General features: G+C 74.3%; 17 protein-coding genes, 2 tRNA genes and 1 other RNA gene. 6 read left to right on the top strand and 14 right to left on the bottom strand.

From position 1 onward, the window contains the following. Positions 1–21: 21 nt before the first annotated feature. Entirely contained in the window at positions 22–780 is a 759-nt protein-coding gene (locus tag BMW62_RS02490; RefSeq protein WP_091929261.1) for a VOC family protein, read from the bottom strand. A gap of 61 nt (positions 781–841) precedes the next feature. Next, a complete protein-coding gene (locus tag BMW62_RS02485) occupies positions 842–2,920 on the bottom strand; it encodes a TPM domain-containing protein (RefSeq protein ID WP_091929260.1) in 2,079 nt (692 codons plus the stop codon). A 117-nt stretch (positions 2,921–3,037) separates the two neighbouring features. Here BMW62_RS02485 and BMW62_RS02480 point away from each other — a divergent pair, with 117 nt between their 5' ends. Further along, positions 3,038–3,397, top strand: a complete 360-nt coding sequence (locus BMW62_RS02480) for a Rieske (2Fe-2S) protein (RefSeq protein ID WP_091929259.1) — start codon at positions 3,038–3,040, stop codon at positions 3,395–3,397. Positions 3,398–3,475: 78 nt separating this feature from the next. On the opposite strand, the gene BMW62_RS02475 is transcribed toward BMW62_RS02480, so the two are convergent. The 8 genes from BMW62_RS02475 to BMW62_RS02440 all read right to left on the bottom strand — a co-directional run bounded on the left by BMW62_RS02475 (position 3,476) and on the right by BMW62_RS02440 (position 13,343). Next, positions 3,476–4,648: an ABC transporter ATP-binding protein gene (locus BMW62_RS02475; RefSeq protein WP_091929258.1), complete on the bottom strand. Its 1,173-nt coding sequence runs from the start codon at positions 4,646–4,648 to the stop codon at positions 3,476–3,478. Continuing rightward, complete coding sequence (locus BMW62_RS02470) at positions 4,645–5,685, bottom strand: ABC transporter ATP-binding protein (protein ID WP_244523790.1); 1,041 nt, start codon at positions 5,683–5,685, stop codon at positions 4,645–4,647. Before BMW62_RS02470 ends, BMW62_RS02475 begins: the two co-directional genes overlap by 4 nt. Further along, positions 5,682–6,623, bottom strand: a complete 942-nt coding sequence (locus BMW62_RS02465; protein ID WP_091929463.1) for an ABC transporter permease — start codon at positions 6,621–6,623, stop codon at positions 5,682–5,684. Before BMW62_RS02465 ends, BMW62_RS02470 begins: the two co-directional genes overlap by 4 nt. A 101-nt stretch (positions 6,624–6,724) precedes the next feature. Beyond that, a complete protein-coding gene (locus BMW62_RS02460; RefSeq protein WP_091929257.1) occupies positions 6,725–7,729 on the bottom strand; it encodes an ABC transporter permease in 1,005 nt (334 codons plus the stop codon). 104 nt (positions 7,730–7,833) lie between these two features. Then, positions 7,834–9,540 carry an ABC transporter substrate-binding protein gene (locus BMW62_RS02455; RefSeq protein ID WP_091929256.1) on the bottom strand — a complete coding sequence of 569 codons (1,707 nt, stop codon included), beginning with the start codon at positions 9,538–9,540 and terminating at the stop codon, positions 7,834–7,836. A 249-nt stretch (positions 9,541–9,789) separates the two neighbouring features. Beyond that, positions 9,790–10,389, bottom strand: coding sequence for a recombination mediator RecR (gene recR, locus BMW62_RS02450; RefSeq protein WP_091929255.1), 600 nt, complete (start codon positions 10,387–10,389; stop codon positions 9,790–9,792). Between the two features lie 42 nt (positions 10,390–10,431). Next, positions 10,432–10,773 (bottom strand): YbaB/EbfC family nucleoid-associated protein, encoded by a 342-nt coding sequence (locus tag BMW62_RS02445; protein WP_091929254.1) that lies wholly within the window; start codon positions 10,771–10,773, stop codon positions 10,432–10,434. 131 nt (positions 10,774–10,904) lie between these two features. Further along, positions 10,905–13,343 (bottom strand): DNA polymerase III subunit gamma and tau, encoded by a 2,439-nt coding sequence (locus BMW62_RS02440; RefSeq protein ID WP_091929253.1) that lies wholly within the window; start codon positions 13,341–13,343, stop codon positions 10,905–10,907. A gap of 231 nt (positions 13,344–13,574) precedes the next feature. Between BMW62_RS02440 and BMW62_RS02435 the strand changes: the two genes are divergently transcribed. After that, positions 13,575–13,829, top strand: a complete 255-nt coding sequence (locus BMW62_RS02435; protein ID WP_211434946.1) for a type II toxin-antitoxin system TacA family antitoxin — start codon at positions 13,575–13,577, stop codon at positions 13,827–13,829. Then, positions 13,826–14,368 carry a GNAT family N-acetyltransferase gene (locus tag BMW62_RS02430; protein WP_091929252.1) on the top strand — a complete coding sequence of 181 codons (543 nt, stop codon included), beginning with the start codon at positions 13,826–13,828 and terminating at the stop codon, positions 14,366–14,368. The genes BMW62_RS02435 and BMW62_RS02430 overlap by 4 nt, the downstream gene beginning before the upstream one ends. A gap of 115 nt (positions 14,369–14,483) precedes the next feature. Here BMW62_RS02430 and ffs read toward each other — a convergent pair. Beyond that, positions 14,484–14,579: signal recognition particle sRNA small type (gene ffs / locus BMW62_RS02425), an RNA gene on the bottom strand. A 178-nt stretch (positions 14,580–14,757) separates the two neighbouring features. Here ffs and BMW62_RS02420 point away from each other — a divergent pair. Then, positions 14,758–15,681, top strand: a complete 924-nt coding sequence (locus BMW62_RS02420) for a DMT family transporter (RefSeq protein WP_091929251.1) — start codon at positions 14,758–14,760, stop codon at positions 15,679–15,681. Positions 15,682–15,735: 54 nt separating this feature from the next. Here the strand turns inward: BMW62_RS02420 and BMW62_RS02415 are convergent. Next, positions 15,736–15,820 (bottom strand) — tRNA-Ser (locus BMW62_RS02415). 161 nt (positions 15,821–15,981) lie between these two features. Here BMW62_RS02415 and BMW62_RS02410 point away from each other — a divergent pair. Further along, positions 15,982–16,329 (top strand): hypothetical protein, encoded by a 348-nt coding sequence (locus BMW62_RS02410; RefSeq protein WP_091929250.1) that lies wholly within the window; start codon positions 15,982–15,984, stop codon positions 16,327–16,329. Between the two features lie 19 nt (positions 16,330–16,348). Further along, entirely contained in the window at positions 16,349–17,971 is a 1,623-nt protein-coding gene (locus BMW62_RS02405) for a serine/threonine-protein kinase (RefSeq protein ID WP_139206174.1), read from the top strand. A 62-nt stretch (positions 17,972–18,033) separates the two neighbouring features. Here BMW62_RS02405 and BMW62_RS02400 read toward each other — a convergent pair. Both BMW62_RS02400 and BMW62_RS02395 read right to left on the bottom strand, forming a co-directional pair. Beyond that, positions 18,034–18,121, bottom strand: a tRNA-Ser gene (locus BMW62_RS02400). A gap of 10 nt (positions 18,122–18,131) precedes the next feature. After that, positions 18,132–18,572 carry a deaminase gene (locus tag BMW62_RS02395; protein ID WP_091929461.1) on the bottom strand — a complete coding sequence of 147 codons (441 nt, stop codon included), beginning with the start codon at positions 18,570–18,572 and terminating at the stop codon, positions 18,132–18,134. Positions 18,573–18,628: the final 56 nt, after the last annotated feature.

The following is an 18,628-nucleotide window of genomic DNA, read 5'->3' as shown; positions in this document are numbered from 1 at the left end:
GCACCGGCTGCCGGGCAGGGGTCACCCGGCGGGGACCTCCATCACGGAGAACGACGCACCCCACGGGTCGGCGACGACCGCGAACCGGCCGTACTCGCTGTCCTCGGCCGGGAGCAGCACCTTCCCGCCGCCGGCCGTCACCGTGGCGACCGCGCCGTCGGTGGAGGTCACCGCGAAGCAGGTCGACCAGCCCTTCGGCGCCCCGGGGACGACGCCGCCGAGGCCGCCCAGCGGGTCGCCGCCGGTGGCGAAGGTCGTGTAGCCCTCCGCGCCGGGGATCTCCTCGAAGCGGAACCCGAAGACCGCGGTGTAGAACTCCCGGGCCGCCGCCGGGTCGTCCGCCGCGAGCTCGTTCCAGACCAGCGAGCCGGGCTCGTTGTAGCGCTGCACACCGGTGTGCTCACCGGACTGCCACAGCCCGAACGGGTTCCCCTGCGGGTCGAGCGCGATGACCATCGTGCCCATGGGCCCGACCTCCATCGGCTCCACCACCACCGTCCCGCCCGCCTCCCGGATGCGGGAGACCGCAGCGGCCGCGTCGTCGCTCGCGAAGTACGTGGTCCACCGGGGCGGGTCGTCCGGGTCCTGCTGCGGGCCCAGCCCGGCCACCTGCCGCCCGTCCTTCTCGGCGTTCAGGTAGCCGCCGAACTCGGGGTCACCGCCGGTGTACTGCCAGCCCAGCAGCTCGCCGTAGAACTGCCTCGCCGCCTCCAGGTCGGCGGCGCCGTAGTCGACCCAGCAGGGGGTGCCGGGCGGCCAGGGGGTCTCTCGAGTGGGCATGGTTGCCTCCTCCTGTTGTGGGGGAGGTCACCGTCCCATCGACCACCGACAGTCCGGCAGGTCAGAACGTCCCGCCGCCGCTGCGGCCGCCGCCGCCGCCGAACGAGCCACCGCCGCCGAGGCCCCCGCCGCCGAAGCCGCCACCCCCGGAGCGGCCGCCGAACCCGCCACCGAAGCCGCCGGAGCCGCCGGAGCTCCCACCGAACCCGCGGCCGCCGCCCATCAGGATGCCGCCGAGCACGAGGCTGCCCAGGTCGACGCCGCCGCGGCGGTAGCCACCGCCGTAGCCCCCGAAGCCACCCGGGCCCCCGGAGCCGTACCCCGATCGCCAGCGGCCGACGTCGTCCTGCGCGAGGTCGAGCGCGTGCTGGGCGAGCAGGCCGGCCTGGTGGGCCTCGCGGAGGGCGGCCACCGGGTCGGTGCGCCCCAGCCCGACGGCGGCGTCCAGGTGCCGCCGGGCCTCGGCCAGCCGGGTGCGGGCCTCCGGGCCCACGGCCCCGCGCCGGGTGTCGACGAAGTCGGCCGCCGCACCCACGGCCGCACGGGCGGTGAGCAGCGCCTGGTCGAGCGCGGCCGCGGCCCGGCGCGCCTGCGTCTGGGCGTCGCGGGCGGTCGCCAGCGCCTCCTCCAGGGCGGCGTCGGCGTCCTCCAGCTGCCGCAGCGCGGCCAGCGGGTCACCCGGGGCGCCGTCGGCCGGTCGCAGCGCGGCGTCCGCCGCCACGAGCGCGGCCTCGGCGCGGGCGATCTGCGGCGGCAGGCCGCTGCGGTCGCCACCGGACACCAGCGCCCGGGCCTCGGCGAGGTCCTTCTCCGTCTCCGCACGCACCGCGCCCACCCGGTCGGCGGCCGCATCGAGGTCCGCGGCCAGTCGGTCCACGGCGTCCAGCAGCGTGCCGGTCTGCGCGACCGCGTCCTCGGCGGCGCGGATGTCTCCCACCGCCTGGCCGCCGCGGCCGGCGGCGAGCGCCTCCCTGGCCTCGCGCACCTCGTCGTCGGCGGCGTCGAGCCGGGCGACGGCCTCGTGGACGTTGTCGGCGACGGCGCTCACCGCCGAACCGGCGTACCGCTGCCGGATCCCCGCCAGCCGCCGCTCCTCCTCGGGGAGCCGGGCGCGCAGCGCCGCGATGCGGGGCTCCAGGCCGGCGAGCACCTCGGGGGCGGTCCGCTCCAGGTCGCGCAGCTGCTGGAACGCCGCGCTCAGCTCGTCGAGGCGGGCGCCGGCGGCGCCGGTGAGCGCCAGGATCCCGGCCAGCATCCGGCGGGCGGTGGGCTCACCCGTGCCGGTCCCCCGCCCGCCCACGTCGTCGTCGAGCTCCTGGCGCAGCGTGAAGGCGCGGGAGAGCTCCTCCCCGGACTGGGCGAGCGCGGCGCCGAAGCCGGCGACCGCTTCCTCCCCGTACTGCGCGCGGGCGAAGTCGAGGTCCAGCTGCGAGGTCTTGACCGCCTCGTCCAGCGCGAGCAGCGCCTCGCTGGCGCGGCCCTGCAGCTGGTCGGTGGGCACGCCCTCGTGCGGGTCGGGCTCGGTGCGCCGGCGACCCGGGGGCAGCGCACCGCCGCGGGCGCGGCGCGACCGGGTGAGCAGGTAGGCGGCGCCCCCGACCACGGCGATCCCGCCGAGGACCAGCAGCACGCCCGAACCGCCGGAGTCCCCGTCGGCGGCTTCGACCGGCTCGTCCCCCGCCGCCGCCCCGCCGTCGCGCAGCAGCTCGGCGAAGGCAGCCACCGCGCCGGCCCAGTCGCCGTCGGAGAGCTGCGGGGCGACCCGATCGTCGGTCAGCTCGTCGAACTCCCCGCCGGTGACCGGGAAGTCGGCCGGCCGCACGGTGCCGTACCGCTCGTCGTCGACGGCGACGGCGAACAGCGCGTCCTCCTCGCCGAGCTGGCTCAGCTCGGCCGTGGCCTGGGCCCACTCGCCCTGGTCCGCGCCGTCGAAGCTGGACACGAAGACCACGTGCAGCTCGGTCCCGGTGTCCGCGCGCAGGTCCTCGACCACGTCCCGCACCTGCGCCACGCTGCCGTCGAGCGCACCGACCTCGTCGGTCACCTGGTCGGCCAGCCGGAACGGGGGCACCGCCCACGCCGGACCGCCGCCGAGCACGAGGACGGCGAGGACCCCCAGCACCACGCAGAGCCGGCGCACGGGAACCTCCAGGACGGCGGACGTCGGTCGGCAGAACCCTACCGACGGCGGAGGGGTCCGGCCCGGGCGCGGTGGGTAGCCCGCACCCGCCGACCCACCGCCTGCGAGGAGACCCGCGTGCCCGAGCCCGACTCCGTCCCCGCCGCCGACCTGCCGCCGCGGACGGTTCGCCGGGCCGGCGGCTGGGCCGTGGGCAACCGGGGGGACGACGAGTACTTCGCCGTCTCCCGCCGCTGCCGCCACCAGCTGGCCGACCTCGCCGAGGGCAGCGTCGACGCCGACGGGTGCCTCGTCTGCCCGTGGCACCAGAGCCGCTACGACGTGCGCACCGGCGAGATGGTCGACGGCCCCCGCGGCTTCCTGGGCTACCACGGGCCGGCGCCCGGCTACAGCGGGCTGGTCCGGCTGGTGAGCAGCATCGCGCGGCTGCGGGTCCGCCGGGCGGTGCGCGGCGACGACGTCGTCGTCACCGACTGAGGCATAGGAGGCTATCCATGCGTTTTCTGGCGCGCAGACGCATGGATAGCTTCCTATGCCTGGGGGAGAATCGGCGGGTCAGCCCTGCTCGGCCCGCGGCAGGGGCTGGTCCCGGCCGAGGAAGGGGGTCGGGTCGTCGTCCCGGGCCCGCCCGCCGGTACCCGGCCGGGTGGCCGCACCGGCGTGCAGCACCTCCTCGGGGGACCGCGGGTGGAGGACGCCGTCGCGGATCTCCTCGGCCCAGTGGCAGCTGACCAGCCGGCCCGGGCCCAGCTCCCGGAGCACCGGGACCTCGTCGTCACAGCGGGTCTCCTGCCGCCACGGGCAGCGGGTGTGGAACCGGCAGCCGCTGGGCGGGTCGGCCGGCGACGGCAGGTCACCGGCCAGCAGGATCCGCTCCCGCTCCTCCTCGATCTCCGGGTCGGGCACCGGCACGGCGCTCATCAGCGCCCGCGTGTAGGGGTGCAGCGGCTGCTCGTAGAGGTCGTCGGCGGGCGCCTGCTCCACCAGCGAGCCCAGGTACATGACGCCGACGACGTCGCTGATGTGCCGGACGACGGCGAGGTCGTGCGCGATGACCAGGTAGGTGAGGCCCAGCCGCTCCTGCAGCTCCTCGAGCAGGTTGAGCACCTGGGCCTGCACCGACACGTCCAGCGCGGACACCGGCTCGTCGGCGATCAGCAGGTCCGGCTCCAGCGCGACCGCGCGGGCGATGCCGATCCGCTGCCGCTGGCCGCCGGAGAACTCGTGCGGGTAGCGGCGCAGCGCGGCCGAGGGCAGCCCGACGGCGTCCAGCAGCCCGCGGATTTTCTCCGCGATCCCGGCCTTCCCGCCGGCGAGGCCGTGCGCGCGCAACGGCTCGGAGAGCAGCGACTCCACGTTCTGCCGCGGGTCCAGGCTGCCCAGCGGGTCCTGGAAGACCATCTGCATCCGCTGCCGCATCTGCCGGAGCGGCTCGCCCTTGAGCGCGGCGACGTCGGTGCCGTCGAAGAGCACCCGCCCGGAGGTGGGCTCCTCCAGCCGCAGGATGGCGCGGCCCAGCGTCGACTTGCCGCAGCCGGACTCCCCGACCAGCCCGTAGGTGGCGCCCCGCGGCACGGTGAGCGAGACGCCGTCCACCGCCTGCACGTGCCCGACCGTGCGGTCGAAGAAGATCCCCTTGCGGATCGGGAAGTGGACCTTGAGGTCCTCCACCCGCAGGAGGTCGTCCTGCCCGGTGGTCGGGACGCCGGCGGTGGGGACGGCGGTCATCGGGCGGCTCCGGAGGCGGTGGCGCCCGACGGCGCGGACGGGTGCTCGAGCGGGTGGCGGCAGCGCAGCTCCCGGCCGGGGCCGTCCGGCACCAACGGCACGGTGCTGCCCGACACCTCGGTCAGGCAGTCGTCCTGGGCGTTGTCGCAGCGCGGGGCGAAGGCGCACCCCTCCGACCACGGGATGGCGTCGCGGGCCGAGCCGCGGATGGGCGTGAGCGGGGCCCCGCGGGCGGAGTCCAGCCGCGGGACCGACGACAGCAGCCCGCCGGTGTAGGGCTGGCGGGGGCGGGCGAACAGGTCCCGCCGGTCCGCCGTCTCGATGATCTTGCCGGCGTACATGACGTGCACCCGGTCGCACAGCCCGGCGACCACGCCGAGGTCGTGGGTGATCATCACCAGCGCCGTCCCCGAGTCGACGACGAGCTCGCGCAGCAGCTCCAGGATCTGCGCCTGGATGGTGACGTCGAGCGCCGTCGTCGGCTCGTCGGCGATCAGCAGCCGCGGCGCGCAGGCCAGCGCCATCGCGATCAGCGCCCGCTGCCGCATGCCGCCGGAGAGCTGGTGGGGGTACTCCTTCAACCGCCGGGACGGGTCGGGGATGCCGACCCTGTCGAGCAGACGGACGGCCTCGTCCCGGGCCTCGGCCTTGGACATCTCGCGGTGCTCCAGCAGCACCTCGGTGACCTGCGTACCGATCGGCACGGTGGGGTTGAGCGAGGAGAGCGGGTCCTGGAAGACCATGCCCATGTCGGCGCCCCGCAGCCCGCGCAGCACGTGGTCGGGGGCGCCGACGAGGTCGTTGCCGTCGAAGCGGACCGAGCCGGTCACCTCCACGCCGCGCCGCGGCAGCAGCCCCATGATCGCCAGCGAGGTGACCGACTTCCCGCAGCCGGACTCCCCCACCAGCCCGATCGTCTCGCCGGGGGCCACCGAGAAGCTGACGCCGTCGACGGCGCGGGTGGACTGCTCACCGCGGCGGGTGAAGCGGACGGCGAGGTCCTCCACCTCGAGCACCGGTGCCTGCAGGGAGCTCACCTCCGGAACTTCGGGTCGAGGGCCTCGCGCAGGCGCTCCCCGAGCAGCGTGAAGCCCAGCGCGACGACGATGATGCACAGCGCCGGCCAGACGGCGAGCGCCGGGCGGATGGAGAGGAAGTCCTGGGCGTTGGCCAGCATCGCGCCCCACTCGGGGCGGGCGATGTCGGGGTCGCCCAGACCCAGGTAGGAGAGCGCGGCGGCCTCGATGATCGCCGTCGCCAGGGACAGCGTCGCCTGGACGATGACCGGCGACAGCGAGTTCGGCAGCACGTGCCCGAACACGATCCGGCCCTTCCGCACGCCCAGCGCCCGGGCCGCGACGGCGTAGTCGCTGCCGCGCTGGGCCAGCATCGAGCCGCGGAGCAGCCGGGCGAAGATCGGCACCTGGACGACGGCGATGGCGATCATCAGCGACAGCTGGCTCTGCCCCAGCAGCACCGAGACGGTGATCGCCATGAGCAGGCCCGGGATCGACAGGATGATGTCGACGAACCGCATGACCACGGTGTCGACCCAGCCGCCGAAGGCGCCGGCCAGCACGCCCAGGCTCATCCCCACCACCAGGCCGAGCACGGTGGAGACGACGCCGATGAGCAGCGACTGCCGTGAGCCGTAGATCAGCCGGGAGAGCAGGTCGCGGCCGAGGTTGTCCACGCCGAGCGGGAACCCCTCCTGCGACCCGGGGATGGTGCCGGGGCGGATCTCGGACAGCAGGTACTGGGTGACCGGGTCCTTCGGCGCCAGCAGCGGCGCGAACGCCGCCACGAGGAGGAAGACCAGCACGATGACCGCGCCGGTGATCGCGACCGGGTCGCGGCGCAGCCGGCGGAAGGCGCTGCGGGTCAGCGACAGCCCGGCGTCGCCCTCGGGCAGCTGCCCGGCCCGGGCCGCGAGGGCGTCGATGCGCTCGCGCTTGTAGTTCCCGAGCGCGGTCATCGCGCTGCCCCCCGGTCCGATCCCGCGCACTTCATCGCTCTGCTCTCCGGTCCGATCCCGCGCGCTTCATCGCTCTGCTCTCCGGTCCGATTCCGCAAGCTTCATCGGACTCTCACCCTCGGGTCGAGCAGGCCGTAGGAGATGTCGACCAGCAGGTTCACCAGCACGTACACGACCGCCAGCATGAGGATGAAGCCCTGCAGGACGGCGAAATCCCGGAACCGGATCGCGTCGTACAGCGTCGAGCCGACACCGCCGAACGCGAACACCGTCTCGGTGAGCACCGCCCCGGACAGCAGCAGCCCGGTCTGCAGGCCGATCGTCGTCGACACCGGCAGCAGGGCGTTGCGGATGATGTGCCGGCGGCGCACGGTCGCCATCGCCAGGCCCTTGGCGTTCGCCGTCCGCACGTAGTCCTCGTTCACCACGTCGAGCACCGAGGCCCGGGTGATCCGGACGATGATCGCCAGCGGGATCGTGCCCAGCGCGATGGCCGGCAGGACCAGGTGCAGCACCGCGTCCCAGGCGGCGTCCCACTCGCGGGTCAGCAGACCGTCCAGGACGTAGAAGTTGGTGATCCGGGTGGCGTCGATGCGCACGTCCTGGCGCCCCGACCCCGGCAGCCAGCCCAGCTCGACGGCGAAAAGCAGCCGGAGCAGGTACGCGAGGAAGAAGACCGGGATCGCGACGCCGATCAGCGAGCCGACGACGGACGCCGAGTCGAGGAAGCTGCCGTACCGCCGCGCGGCCAGGTACCCGAGCGGGATGCCGACGCCGATCGCGAACAACATCGCGAACAGCGTCAGCTCGATGGTGCCCGGGAAGCGCTCGAGGAAGACCTCGCTCACCGGTCGGCCGTACTGCGTGGAGCTGCCGAAGTCGAGCTGGACGGCGCGCCCCAGGAAGCGGAAGTACTGGACGTAGAGCGGCTCGTCGAGGCCGAACAGCTCGTTGTACTGGGCGATCGCCTCGGGGGTGGCGCGCTCGCCGAGGGCGGCCTGCGCGGGGCCACCGGGAAGGGCGCGTAGCCAGGCGAACAGGAGGACGGACAGCCCCAGCAGGATCGGGATCAGCTGGAGGAGCCGCCGGACGATGAAGCGGAGCACGCGCTCGGACCAGCCTTTCCGGACACCGCTGTTCTATGCCGGACCCCCGACCGCGCCGGCGGTGGCGTCGCTGCCACCGCCGGCGCGGTCGAGGTGGAACGGGGTTACTCCTCCAGGGAGACCGTCGAGAAGTCCTCGGCGGTCAGCGGGCTGGGCTCCAGCCCCTGGACGTTGTCGGCCACGACCAGCGCCGGGGGCGAGTGCGAGATCGGCACCGCCGGCAGGTACTCCTTGATCAGGCGGTTCGCCTCCTGGTACAGCTCGGTCCGGGTCGACGGGTCCGGCTCGGCGTCGGCCTCGGCCAGCGCGGCGAAGATCTCCGGGGCGCTGAACGCGCCGAACTCCGCGGACGCCTGGTTGTCCTGGTCCTCGGCGAAGAACGTGCCGATGAAGTTGTAGGCGTCGTTGTAGTCACCGGTCCAGCCGAGCAGGTGGATGTCGGCCTGACCCGACTGCACCGCCTGCAGGTAGTCCGGGTTCCACTGCAGCGCGACCGGCTCGATGGTCAGGCCGACCTCACGCAGGTCCTCCGCGATCACCTGGAACATCGCGGCCGGGTCCGGCAGGTACGGCCGGCTGACGTCGGTCGGGTAGTAGAAGCGCAGCGTGGTGCCGGCGGCACCGGCCTCCTCCAGCAGCTGGCGGGCCCGCTCCGGGTCGTACTCGTAGGTCGGCACGTCGTCCGCCCAGCCGTCGACCGTCGGCGGCATGAAGTTCGTCGCCACCTCCGCGCCCTCGGGGAGCAGCGAGTTCACGATGGTCTCGCGGTCGATCGCGTGCGCGATGGCCTGCCGGACGCGCGGGTCCTGCAGGGCCGGGTTGGCCTGCGTGCCCTCGACGTTCCCGCCGTTGAAGCCCAGGTACAGGATGTTGAACGGGTCGCGGACGAGGACCTGGAAGCCCTCGCTCTCCAGCGTGTCGTAGTCGGCCGGGGAGACGAAGTCGTACCCGTCGATGGTGCCCGCCTGCAGCTCCTGCCGGCGGGTGTTCCCCTCGGGGATGGTGCGGAAGATGATCTCGTCGAGCAGGGCCGGCTCGCCCCAGTAGTCCTCGTTGCGGACGATGGTGACCTCAGAGTTGCCGCGGTCCCAGCTGTCGAACTTGAACGGGCCGGTGCCGGTCGGGTGCTCGAGGGCGTACTCGGTGTAGGTGATCGCGTCCTCGCTGCCGGACAGGTTGTCGGCGTCGTACTCCTGCAGCGCGGTCGGGCTCTGGATGGAGAACGCCGGCAGCGACAGGGCGGCAGGGATCTTGCTGGTCACCTGGTTGAAGGTGACGACCGCGGTGTTCTCGTCGACGGCCTCGCAGCCCTCGTAGATGCCGGGGTTCTCGCTGTCGGCGAAGCCGCCGAACACGGCCTGGTAGTAGTACGACGCGCTCGGGCTCTGGGCCAGGCCGGTGAAGTTGTGCCAGCGGTCGAAGTTGAAGCAGACCGCCTCGGCGTTGAAGTCCGTGCCGTCGTGGAACTGCACGCCCTCACGCAGGTTGAAGGTGTACTCCAGGCCGTCCTCGCTGACCTCCCAGTCCTCGGCCAGGGCCGGCTCGAGTTCGGTGCTGCCCGCCGAGGTGGTCAGCAGGCCCTCGTGGATCTGGCGGGCGATCCGGAAGGTCTCGCCGTCGCTGGCGAACGCCGGGTCGAACATGGCGGGGTCGCCGGCGGCGCCGAAGACCATCGTCCCTCCGGACGCGGCACCCTCCTCGCCGCCGCCCTCGCCGGATTCCCGGTCGCTGGAGGCGCAGGCCGAGAGTGTGACTGCGGTGAGCGCGGCCGCGGACGCGGCGAGCGCTCGACTGGTACGACGACGTGTCATCGCGGAAGACCTGCCTCCTCGGCCACGGCGGGCCGGACGAGTTCCGGACGTGGAGCCCGCGGACGCGAAGGCGTCCACGGATCGCCTGTGGACCCTAGGCGGCGCCCGTCGCTCCCCGGCAGTGCCGGTCGTCCATCGACACCAAGCCGTGACCTTCGTCCTCGCCGTGCAGGTCAGCACCGTCACGCGACGCCGCCAGAGCACTCCGGCCCGTCGTCAGGCCGGCTCCGAGGCCCCCCTCAGGTGCTGTCAGGCGTCGATGCGGCGGCGACCCTCGAAGGCGCGGCCGAGCGTGACCTCGTCGGCGTACTCGAGGTCACCGCCCACCGGCAGGCCGCTGGCCAGCCGCGACACGGCCAACCCCATCGGCCCGACCAGCCGCGCCAGGTAGGCGGCCGTCGCCTCACCCTCGAGGTTGGGATCGGTGGCGATGATCAGCTCCTTGACCGCGCCGTCCATCAGCCGGGTCATCAGCTCCTTGACCCGCAGGTCGTCGGGCCCCACCCCGTCGATCGGGCTGATCGCCCCACCGAGCACGTGGTAGCGGCCCCGGAACTCACGGGTGCGCTCGATCGCCACGACGTCCTTGGGTTCCTCGACCACGCAGAGCACGTCCTCGACCCGGCGCGGGTCGCGGCAGATGCGGCACTGCTCGGCCTCGGCGACGTTGTAGCAGGTGATGCAGAAGCGGACCGACTCCTGCACCCGCGTCAGGGCGGCCACGAGGCGGCCGATGTCGGCCGACTCGGCGGACAGCAGGTGGAAGGCGATGCGCTGGGCGCTCTTGGGCCCCACGCCGGGCAGGCGACCGAGCTCGTCGATCAGGTCCTGGACGGCACCCTCGTACACGGTGCTCCTCGGGTTGCGAAGTGGATCGGGCCGGGCGCCCGATCAGAGGCCGGGCAGCCCCAGGCCGCCGCCGCCGAGGCCGCCGGCGAGCGGCCCCATCCGGCTGGCGGTCAGCTCGTCCGCCGCGCGCTTGGCGTCCCGGACGGCGGCGACGACGAGGTCCTGCAGGGTCTCCAGGTCATCCGGGTCGACGGCGGCCGGCGCGATGGTGAGCGCGGTGAGGTCGCCGTCCCCGGTCATCGTCGCGGACACCAGCCCACCACCGGCGGTGCCGGTGACCTCGGTGGCCGCCAGCTCCTGCTGGGCGACGGCGAGCTGCTGCTGCATCTGCTGCGCCTGCTTCATGAGCTGCGACAGGTCGGGCTGCTGGCCTCCGGGGAACATGCCACGAGAGTAGGCCGCAGGTGCGACACGTGAGGGCGCGCCGCCCCATGCTGCCTGCGTCGAGTTGCTGTTCGGCCCCCTGCAGGGACCTGTCGCGAGCCTGCGAGCGGCGGGGGGCAGGGGGTCCTTTCTCAGCTGTCGACCGGCCGGGCGCCGAGCTGGGCGCGCAGCAGTTGCAGGGCCGCCTGCTCCTGGTCGACGACCGGCCCGGGCTCGCGGGCTCCCCCGTCCGCCCCTTCCGCGGCGCGCTCGGCCATGAGCTCGCGCGCCTCGGCGGCCTCGGCGGCGTGCGCCGCCTCCCGCGCCGCCTCGGGCGCCACCGCGCGGGCACCGGGGGCGGCCGACCCGGCGCCGTCGACGACGGCGTCGATGCGCCAGCGGACGCCGAGGAGCTCGTTGAGCGCCTGCCGGACGATCTCCCGGTTGAGGTCGTCGTTCAGCCGGCGGGCCAGCGCGGGCGAGGACGTCGAGAGGGTGAGCACGCCATTGGCCAGCTGGTGCACCTGGAAGCTGTTCAGCAGCGCCTCGGTGGTCCGCTTGTGCTTCTTGACGATGGCGAGCAGCTCGGGCCACACCCGGCGGACGTCGGTCGTGGTCAGCTCGCCCTCGCCCGCCGGCTCCGGCGGGTTGGCCGACACCACGGGCGTCGGCTCGCCGCCGCGCGGGGCGGGCGAGGACTCCGCGGCAGCCCGGGGCGGGGACGCCGGGGGACGCGGCTGCTCCACCCGGGCGGCCGCGGCCCGGACGGCGGTGGGCTGCGCCGGGTGCGGCCAGTCCTCGTCGTCGGTGGGCTCGGGCGGGAGCGGGATGTCCGGCTCCTCGGCCGTCACCCGCGGGCGGGGGGCGGGCGCGTCCGCCGGCGAGGGCGGGGCCGGCGCGGCGGCAGCCGGCGCAGCGGCAGCCGGCGCAGGGGCGGCGGGCCGCGGACGGCTGCCCGGCTGCGCGGTCTCCGGCCAGTCGTCGGCCGCCGCCGCGGGACGCGGACCCCCGCCCGGGCGCGCGGGCTCGGGCCAGCCGTCGGCCGCCGGGGCGGACGCCGCCGGCGCGGGAGCGGCGGCCGCGGGGGCGACCGGCGCGGGGGCGACCGGAGCGGGAGCGGCCGGAGCGGGAGCGGCCGGAGCGGGAGCAGCGGCCGCGGGGGCGGCCGGAGCGGGAGCCACAGGTGCAGCGGGAGCGGGAGGAGCCGCGGGCGCGGGCGGCTGCTGGGCGGGGGCACCGGCCGGCGGCCGGGCGTCCGTCCGCGCCGGGGCGGTCGGGGGCTGCGTCGCCTGCGACCGGCGGACGAACTCCCGCCGCGGCCCCGACGGCGCGGCCTGCCCCTGGTCAGGGGCGGCGGCCGGAGCGGCCTCGACCGGGGCGCTCTCGCGGTGGCCGGTCTCCTCCCGCGGCCGGCCGGCGTGCTCACCGGCGATGGACATCCGGCGTTCGAGCCGCTCCAGGCGCTGCAGCGTCGCGGCGGCCGACCCGTCGGTGGCGGGCAGCAGCATGCGTGCGCAGACGAGCTCCAGCAGCAGCCGCGGCGCCGTCGTCCCGCGCATCTCGGTGAGGCCCTCGTGCACGGTGTCCGCCATTCGCGACAGCGTCGCCGAGCCCAGGGCCTTGGCCTGCTGGTTCATCAGGTCCAGCCGGTCGGGCGGGCAGTCGAGCAGACCGTTGCCCCCGGCGTCGGGGACGGCATCGAGCACGATCAGGTCGCGCAGCCGGTCGAGCAGGTCGGTGGCGAAGCGGCGGGGGTCGTGCCCGGCCTCGACCACGCGGTCGACCGCCCGGAAGACACCCGGTGCGTCGTGCGCGGCCAGCGCGTCGATGGTCTCGTCGAGCAGCGCGTCGTCAGTGACGCCGAGCAGGCCGACGGCGCTCTTGTAGGTGACGCCCTCGGGCCCCGCCCCGGCCAGCAGCTGGTCGAGGATCGACAGCGAGTCGCGCACCGAGCCACCGCCGGCGCGCACGACCAGGGGGAACACCGTCGGCTCGACCTGCACGCCCTCGGCCTCGCAGGTCCGCTCCAGCAGGGTGCGCAGCGTCGTGGGCGGCACCAGGCGGAACGGGTAGTGGTGGGTGCGCGACCGGATGGTCGGCAGCACCTTCTCCGGCTCCGTCGTCGCGAAGACGAAGACCAGGAACTCCGGCGGCTCCTCGACCACCTTGAGCAGGGCGTTGAAGCCCTGCGTGGTGACCATGTGCGCCTCGTCGACGATGTAGACCTTGTAGCGGCTGCTCACCGGCGCGAAGAACGCCCGCTCGCGCAGGTCGCGGGCGTCGTCCACACCACCGTGGCTCGCCGCGTCGATCTCGATGACGTCGAGCGAGCCCGGCCCGTCCGGCGCCAGGGCGACGCAGGATGCGCAGACCCCGCACGGCGTGGACGTCGGCCCCTGCTCGCAGTTCAGGGAGCGGGCCAGGATCCGAGCCGAGGACGTCTTGCCGCAGCCGCGCGGGCCGCTGAACAGGTAGGCGTGGTTGATCCGGCCGCCGTCGACCGCGTTGACCAGCGGTGCGGTGACGTGCTCCTGCCCGACCACCTCGGCGAAGGTCGCCGGGCGGTACTTGCGGTAGAGCGCCAGAGCCACGGACGCAGGTTACGCGGCACCACCGACGTTCGATGACGGCGACGAGAAGCCCCCCTACGACCCGCCGAGCACGGCACGCGCCACCCGAACGAGGGAAGCGCGTACCAGGAGAAGCCTTCGAGTCGAGTTCGCATCGACAGGAGCCGATGCGTACATACGATGTACTCACCGACCGAGGAGAGGATCATGTCAGCTCGGCGCTCCGAGACCCGTGCAGCCAAGGATCAGCGAGTGAACCTGCGCGTCAGCGGGCGCCAGGAGCAGCTGATCCGACAGGCCGCGGCGGCGTCTGATCGCACGATGACCGACTTCATCCTCGAGAGTGTCGTCGAGCATGCCGAACGGGTTCTTGCGGACCGGCGTTGGTTCCTGGCCACTGACGAGCAATGGGCAGAGCTCCAGAGGCTGTTGGACACACCCCTGCCCTCGACGTCCAGGTTCCAGGCACTCGCCCGTCGTGAGAGCCCGTTCGCAGACGACGAGTGAGCGACAAGCCCAGCAGTCCGGTCAAGCTCGAGCGGAATCTCGACCGATCGGGCTTCACATCGGGTGCCACTGAACTCGATGAGTGGCTACGCCAATACGCCTGGCAGAACCAGCGCACCAACAACGTCACGACGTACGTCAGTCACGTGGGTGGAACCGTCGTCGGCTACTACGCCATCACAGTTGCTTCCTACGACCGGGCCGGCGCCCCTTCGTCGCTCGTGAAGGGAGCGCCGGCCCAGGTTCCCTGCATACTGCTGGCACGACTCGCCGTCGACGAATCCTGGCACGGCCGAGGCATGGGCGCCGCGCTCCTCAGGGACGCACTCCGTCGCACTGTCTTCATCAGCGGCAGCGTGGGGGCGCGCCTGTTCCTCGCGCATGCCCGCGACGAGGCGGCCCACGCTTTCCACATGCGGCACGGTGACTTCATCGAGTCGCCGGTCGAACCGCTGCACCTCATGGTCTCGATCCCCGAGCTGGCGAAGATCCCAGGCTTCGGCTCGAGCGATGAGCCCGGATCTTTCACGCCGGGTTAGCGGCATTCCGGTCCTGGACAGACGCGAGGCGACCTGCGCGGTTTGATCGACGACGCGATCAGGACCCAGATGGGTCGACGCCTGCATCTCTGCGCATCGAAGACAGCACGCGGACGCAAAGGACCCCTCGCGCACCCGCCAGAGCCCGCTTATCCTTGCTGCCTTCCGGCCCTGGGGAGGTTCACAGGATGACGCCACACGAGGGGTCGGCCACCACTGTAGAGGAAACCCCTCGGGCGGCGGGCGCGCGCCCCGCTACGCTGCCGCGCATGACGCCCCGGTGCTCGCTCGTCCTTCCCCCGCCGCGCTCCTGAGCCGGAGCCCGGCGGGCTGATCCGTCCCGCGCTCCGGCCGACGAGTCCCGTCCCGGCCACCGTCCCTGGAGCGTCATGCCCACCCCGAGCACCGCCGCGCCCACCCGCGGCTTCTCCTTCGTCGTCCTCGCCGCCCTCTGCTGGGGCACCTCCGGCTTCAGCGGCTCGATCGTCGCCCGCCACAGCGACCTCGGCCCCCTCGACATCGCCTGGCACCGCATGGCCATCGGTGCGGTGGCCCTGCTCGTCCCCTGGGCGCTCACCCGCCGCCGGAGCGGCCCGGCACCGGCGGTCGGGCGCGGCACCGCCGTCCGCCTGGCGCTCGTCGGCGCCGGGCTCGCCTGTTACCAGCTGGCCTACTTCGCGGCGGTCGCCACGGCCGGGGTGAGCATCGCGACCCTGGTGGCGCTGGGCCTCGCCCCGCTGCTGATCGCCGTCGGCGCCACGCTGCTCGGACACGGCCGCCCGGACGCGCCCACGGTCGTCGCCCTCGTCGTCGCCCTCGTGGGGCTGGTGCTGCTCGTCGGCGTCTCGGCCGGGGCGGACACCGGGACGGCGGTGCTGCTCGGCGCTCTCCTGGCCGTCGGCTCCGCCCTCGGGTACGCCGTCGTCACGCTGTCCGGTGCCGGGGTGCCGGCCGGGGTGCCGGTGACCCTCGTCGGCTTCGCCGGCGGCGCGCTGCTGCTCACCCCCGTCGCGCTGGCCACCGGGCTGCGCCTCACGACCGACCCGGTGGCGCTCGGTGTCCTGCTGTACCTGGGCGTCGTCCCCAGCGCGGTCGCCTACGCGTTGTTCTTCACCGGGCTGCGCACCGTGCCGGGCGCGGTCGCCTCGATCGTCACGCTGCTGGAGCCGCTGACGGCCACCGCGCTGGCCACGCTGCTGCTGGGTGAACGCCTGGCACCGCTCGCCCTGGCCGGCGGGCTGCTCGTGCTCGCCGCCGTCGCGGGGCTGTACCTGCGCCGGCTGCGGCAACCCGTGCCGACGGCGGGCGCCTGAGGGCGGCGGGAACGCGACGGGCCCCCGGCGCGCTGCCGGGGGCCCGTCGTGCGGCGGAGGATGGGAGATTCGAACTCCCGAGGGGTTGCCCCCAACCCGCTTTCCAAGCGAGCGCCATAGGCCACTAGGCGAATCCTCCAGGTACGGCGTCGATCGTACCGGGCGCCCTCGCGCGGCTCGCCGGGACACCGCGGGGAGGCCACCCGCGGCGCCGTGCGGCATCCTCACCTCAGCGCGGTTCACCGGGCGGACGGCGGAGAAGGCCTGCAGCTGCGGGCCGCACAGGAGGAGGCGCAGGACATGGGTGAGCACAGCGAGGTCCGGCCGGACGTCGTCGAGGCGATCGTCGGTGTGCTCAAGGGCGGCGACGCCGCGGCGCTGCCGGCCGGGGCCACGGCCGCGGAGAAGACCGCCGCGAAGGACCGCTACCTGGCGGAGTTCGCCGCCGAGCGCGGCAAGCGCGACCGCCAGGCCCAGGCGTGGGAGCTGCTGCTGACCCGCAGCTACGACGAGCCGCCCACCTGGCAGCGGATCTTCGACGACCTCGACGCCGGCGTGCACACCGAGCTGGGCGAGCTCTACGACGTCCTGCCCGCGGGCGCGCAGGAGGAGTACGCACGCCGGTACGGCGCGCCCTCCACGGTCTGACCCGGCGCGCCCGCCCTCGATGACCCCTCCCGGTACCGGGCCCGGCCGCCTCGTCGCCGGCCGCTACCGGCTGGAGTCCCAGATCGGGGGCGGCGGGATGGGCACCGTCTGGCTGGCGCGCGACGAGCGGCTGGGCCGGCAGGTCGCGGTCAAGCAGGTGCTGTCGCCGCTGGGCGCCGACGAGCAGCAGATCGACGAGCAGCGGCAGCGGGCACTGCGCGAGGGCCGGATCGCCGCCCGGCTGACCCACCCGCACGCGATCTCGGTCTACGACGTGGCGCTCGAGGGCGGGGCTCCCTGGCTGGTCATGGAGTACCTGCCCTCCCGCAGCCTCGCGGAGGTCCTCGGCACCGACGGCGTGCTGCCCGCCGGCCTGGTGGCGCAGATCGGAGCGCAGGTCGCCGACGCGCTGGCGGCCACCCACGCGGCCGGGATCGTCCACCGGGACGTCAAACCGGCCAACGTCCTGATCGGTCAGGGCGGCCGCGTCGCCGGCCTGGTGAAGATCACCGACTTCGGCATCTCGCACGCCAGCGGCGACGTCACCCTCACCCGGACCGGCCAGATCACCGGCACCCCGGCGTTCCTCGCACCGGAGGTCGCCCAGGGCCACGAGATGACCGAGGCCAGCGACGTCTTCTCCCTCGGCGCCACGCTCTACACCTGCCTGGAGGGCGCGCCGCCGTTCGGCATGGAGGACAACGCCCTCGGCATGCTGCACCGGGTCGCGGCGGGGCGGATCACTCCCCCGCAGCGCGCCGGGACGCTCACCGATCCGCTGCTGCGGATGCTCGCCGAGGACCCGGCCGCGCGGCCACCCATGACCGAGGTGCGCGACGAGCTGGCCCGGCTGGCCGCCGGCCGGGACGGCGACCCGACGACGGTGCTGCTGGCCCGCACCGACCTGCGGCCCGCGTCCGGGCCGGCCGGCACCGCGGTGCTCGCCGCCGGCGGCACCCCGACCGCTCCCCCTGCCCCCGCCGCAGCCGCGGCGGAACCGGCGCCGGACGGCCGCCGCAGAGGGGGCCGGGGAGCGTGGGTGGCGGTCGCCGTCGTCGCCGTCGTGCTGCTGGGCGCGCTGGGGGTGTGGCTGGGCACCTCGGGCGGCCGGAACCCCGACGACACGGCCGCGTCGCCCACGTCGGCGTCGTCCGCGGCGCCCACCTCCAGCGCGGAGCCGGTGCCCACGGAGCCGCTGGAGGAGGAGCCCCCGGCACCGGTCGTCCCGCCGCCTGCGGAGGACGACGAGGACGAGGACGAGGGAGGGAACGGGAACGGGAACGGCGACGGCGACGGCGACGGCGACGGCGACGGCGGGAACCGCGACGATCCGCTCTCCGAGCAGAACGTCCGCGACTTCGTGCGCGACTACCACGAGCTGGTGCTCCAGGACCCGGCACAGGCGTGGGAGCTCACCGGCCCGACGCTGCGCGCGAACATCAGCCGCGAGAACTACATCCGGTACTGGGAGCAGTTCGAGGACGTGCGCCTCAGCGACATCCAGGCGGCGGACGGGCGGACCACGGCGACCGCCACCATGGAGCTGCGGTACGCCGACGGCCGCCGCGAGACCGGCCCGCACGTCTTCACGTTCCTCGTCCGGGACGGGCAGCTGGCCCTGGACAGCGACTTCCCCGCCTGAGCGACCCTCGGGACGACACAGCCCCCGCCCTCCCGGAACGGGAGGACGAGGGCTGTTCCTGCTGGCGGTGGCGGTGGGATTTGAACCCACGGAGGCTTGCACCTCACACGCTTTCGAGGCGTGCTCCTTCGGCCGCTCGGACACGCCACCGCCGAAGAGACTACAGGCCCCGCTGACGGCGGAAGAAGGCACGTAGCAGCGCGCCGCACTCCTCCGCCCGCACACCGCCGGTGACCTCGGGCCGGTGGTTGAGCCGGCGGTCGCGGACCACGTCCCACAGCGACCCCGCCGCGCCGGCCTTCGGGTCGTCGGCGCCGTAGACGACGTGCGCCACCCGCGACAGCACGCTGGCCCCGGCGCACATGGTGCAGGGCTCCAGGGTGACGACCAGGGTGCAGCCGCCCAGCCGCCAGCCGTCGCCGTGCACCTGCGCCGCCGCGCGCAGCGCGAGCACCTCTGCATGCGCGGTGGGGTCGCCGCGCTTCTCCCGCTCGTTGGCCGCCTCGGCGAGGACGGCGCCGTCCGGACCGAGGACGACGGCGCCGATCGGCGTGTCGCCCCACTGCTCCGCTCCCGCCGCGAGCTCGAGGGCACGCGCCATGGCGGCGTCCAGGTCGGGGCTCACCGGGTGGCGCTCCGGGCGCTCTGCCTCTGAGT

Source organism: Blastococcus sp. DSM 46786, assembly GCF_900109665.1.
Classification (GTDB): domain Bacteria; phylum Actinomycetota; class Actinomycetes; order Mycobacteriales; family Geodermatophilaceae; genus Blastococcus; species Blastococcus carthaginiensis.
The sequence above is the reverse complement of the archived record's forward strand: the minus strand, read 5'-3'. Positions and strand labels throughout refer to the sequence as shown.

Coding starts and splice junctions, on each gene's coding strand:
- BMW62_RS02445 (WP_091929254.1), bottom strand. CDS start 10,773: ATGTTCCCCGGAGGCCAGCAGCCCGACCTGTCGCAGCTCATGAAGCAG.
- BMW62_RS02455 (WP_091929256.1), bottom strand. CDS start 9,540: ATGACACGTCGTCGTACCAGTCGAGCGCTCGCCGCGTCCGCGGCCGCG.
- BMW62_RS02465 (WP_091929463.1), bottom strand. CDS start 6,623: ATGACCGCGCTCGGGAACTACAAGCGCGAGCGCATCGACGCCCTCGCG.
- BMW62_RS02405 (WP_139206174.1), top strand. CDS start 16,349: ATGACCCCTCCCGGTACCGGGCCCGGCCGCCTCGTCGCCGGCCGCTAC.
- BMW62_RS02395 (WP_091929461.1), bottom strand. CDS start 18,572: ATGGCGCGTGCCCTCGAGCTCGCGGCGGGAGCGGAGCAGTGGGGCGAC.
- BMW62_RS02490 (WP_091929261.1), bottom strand. CDS start 780: ATGCCCACTCGAGAGACCCCCTGGCCGCCCGGCACCCCCTGCTGGGTC.
- BMW62_RS02420 (WP_091929251.1), top strand. CDS start 14,758: ATGCCCACCCCGAGCACCGCCGCGCCCACCCGCGGCTTCTCCTTCGTC.
- BMW62_RS02410 (WP_091929250.1), top strand. CDS start 15,982: ATGGGTGAGCACAGCGAGGTCCGGCCGGACGTCGTCGAGGCGATCGTC.
- BMW62_RS02475 (WP_091929258.1), bottom strand. CDS start 4,648: ATGACCGCCGTCCCCACCGCCGGCGTCCCGACCACCGGGCAGGACGAC.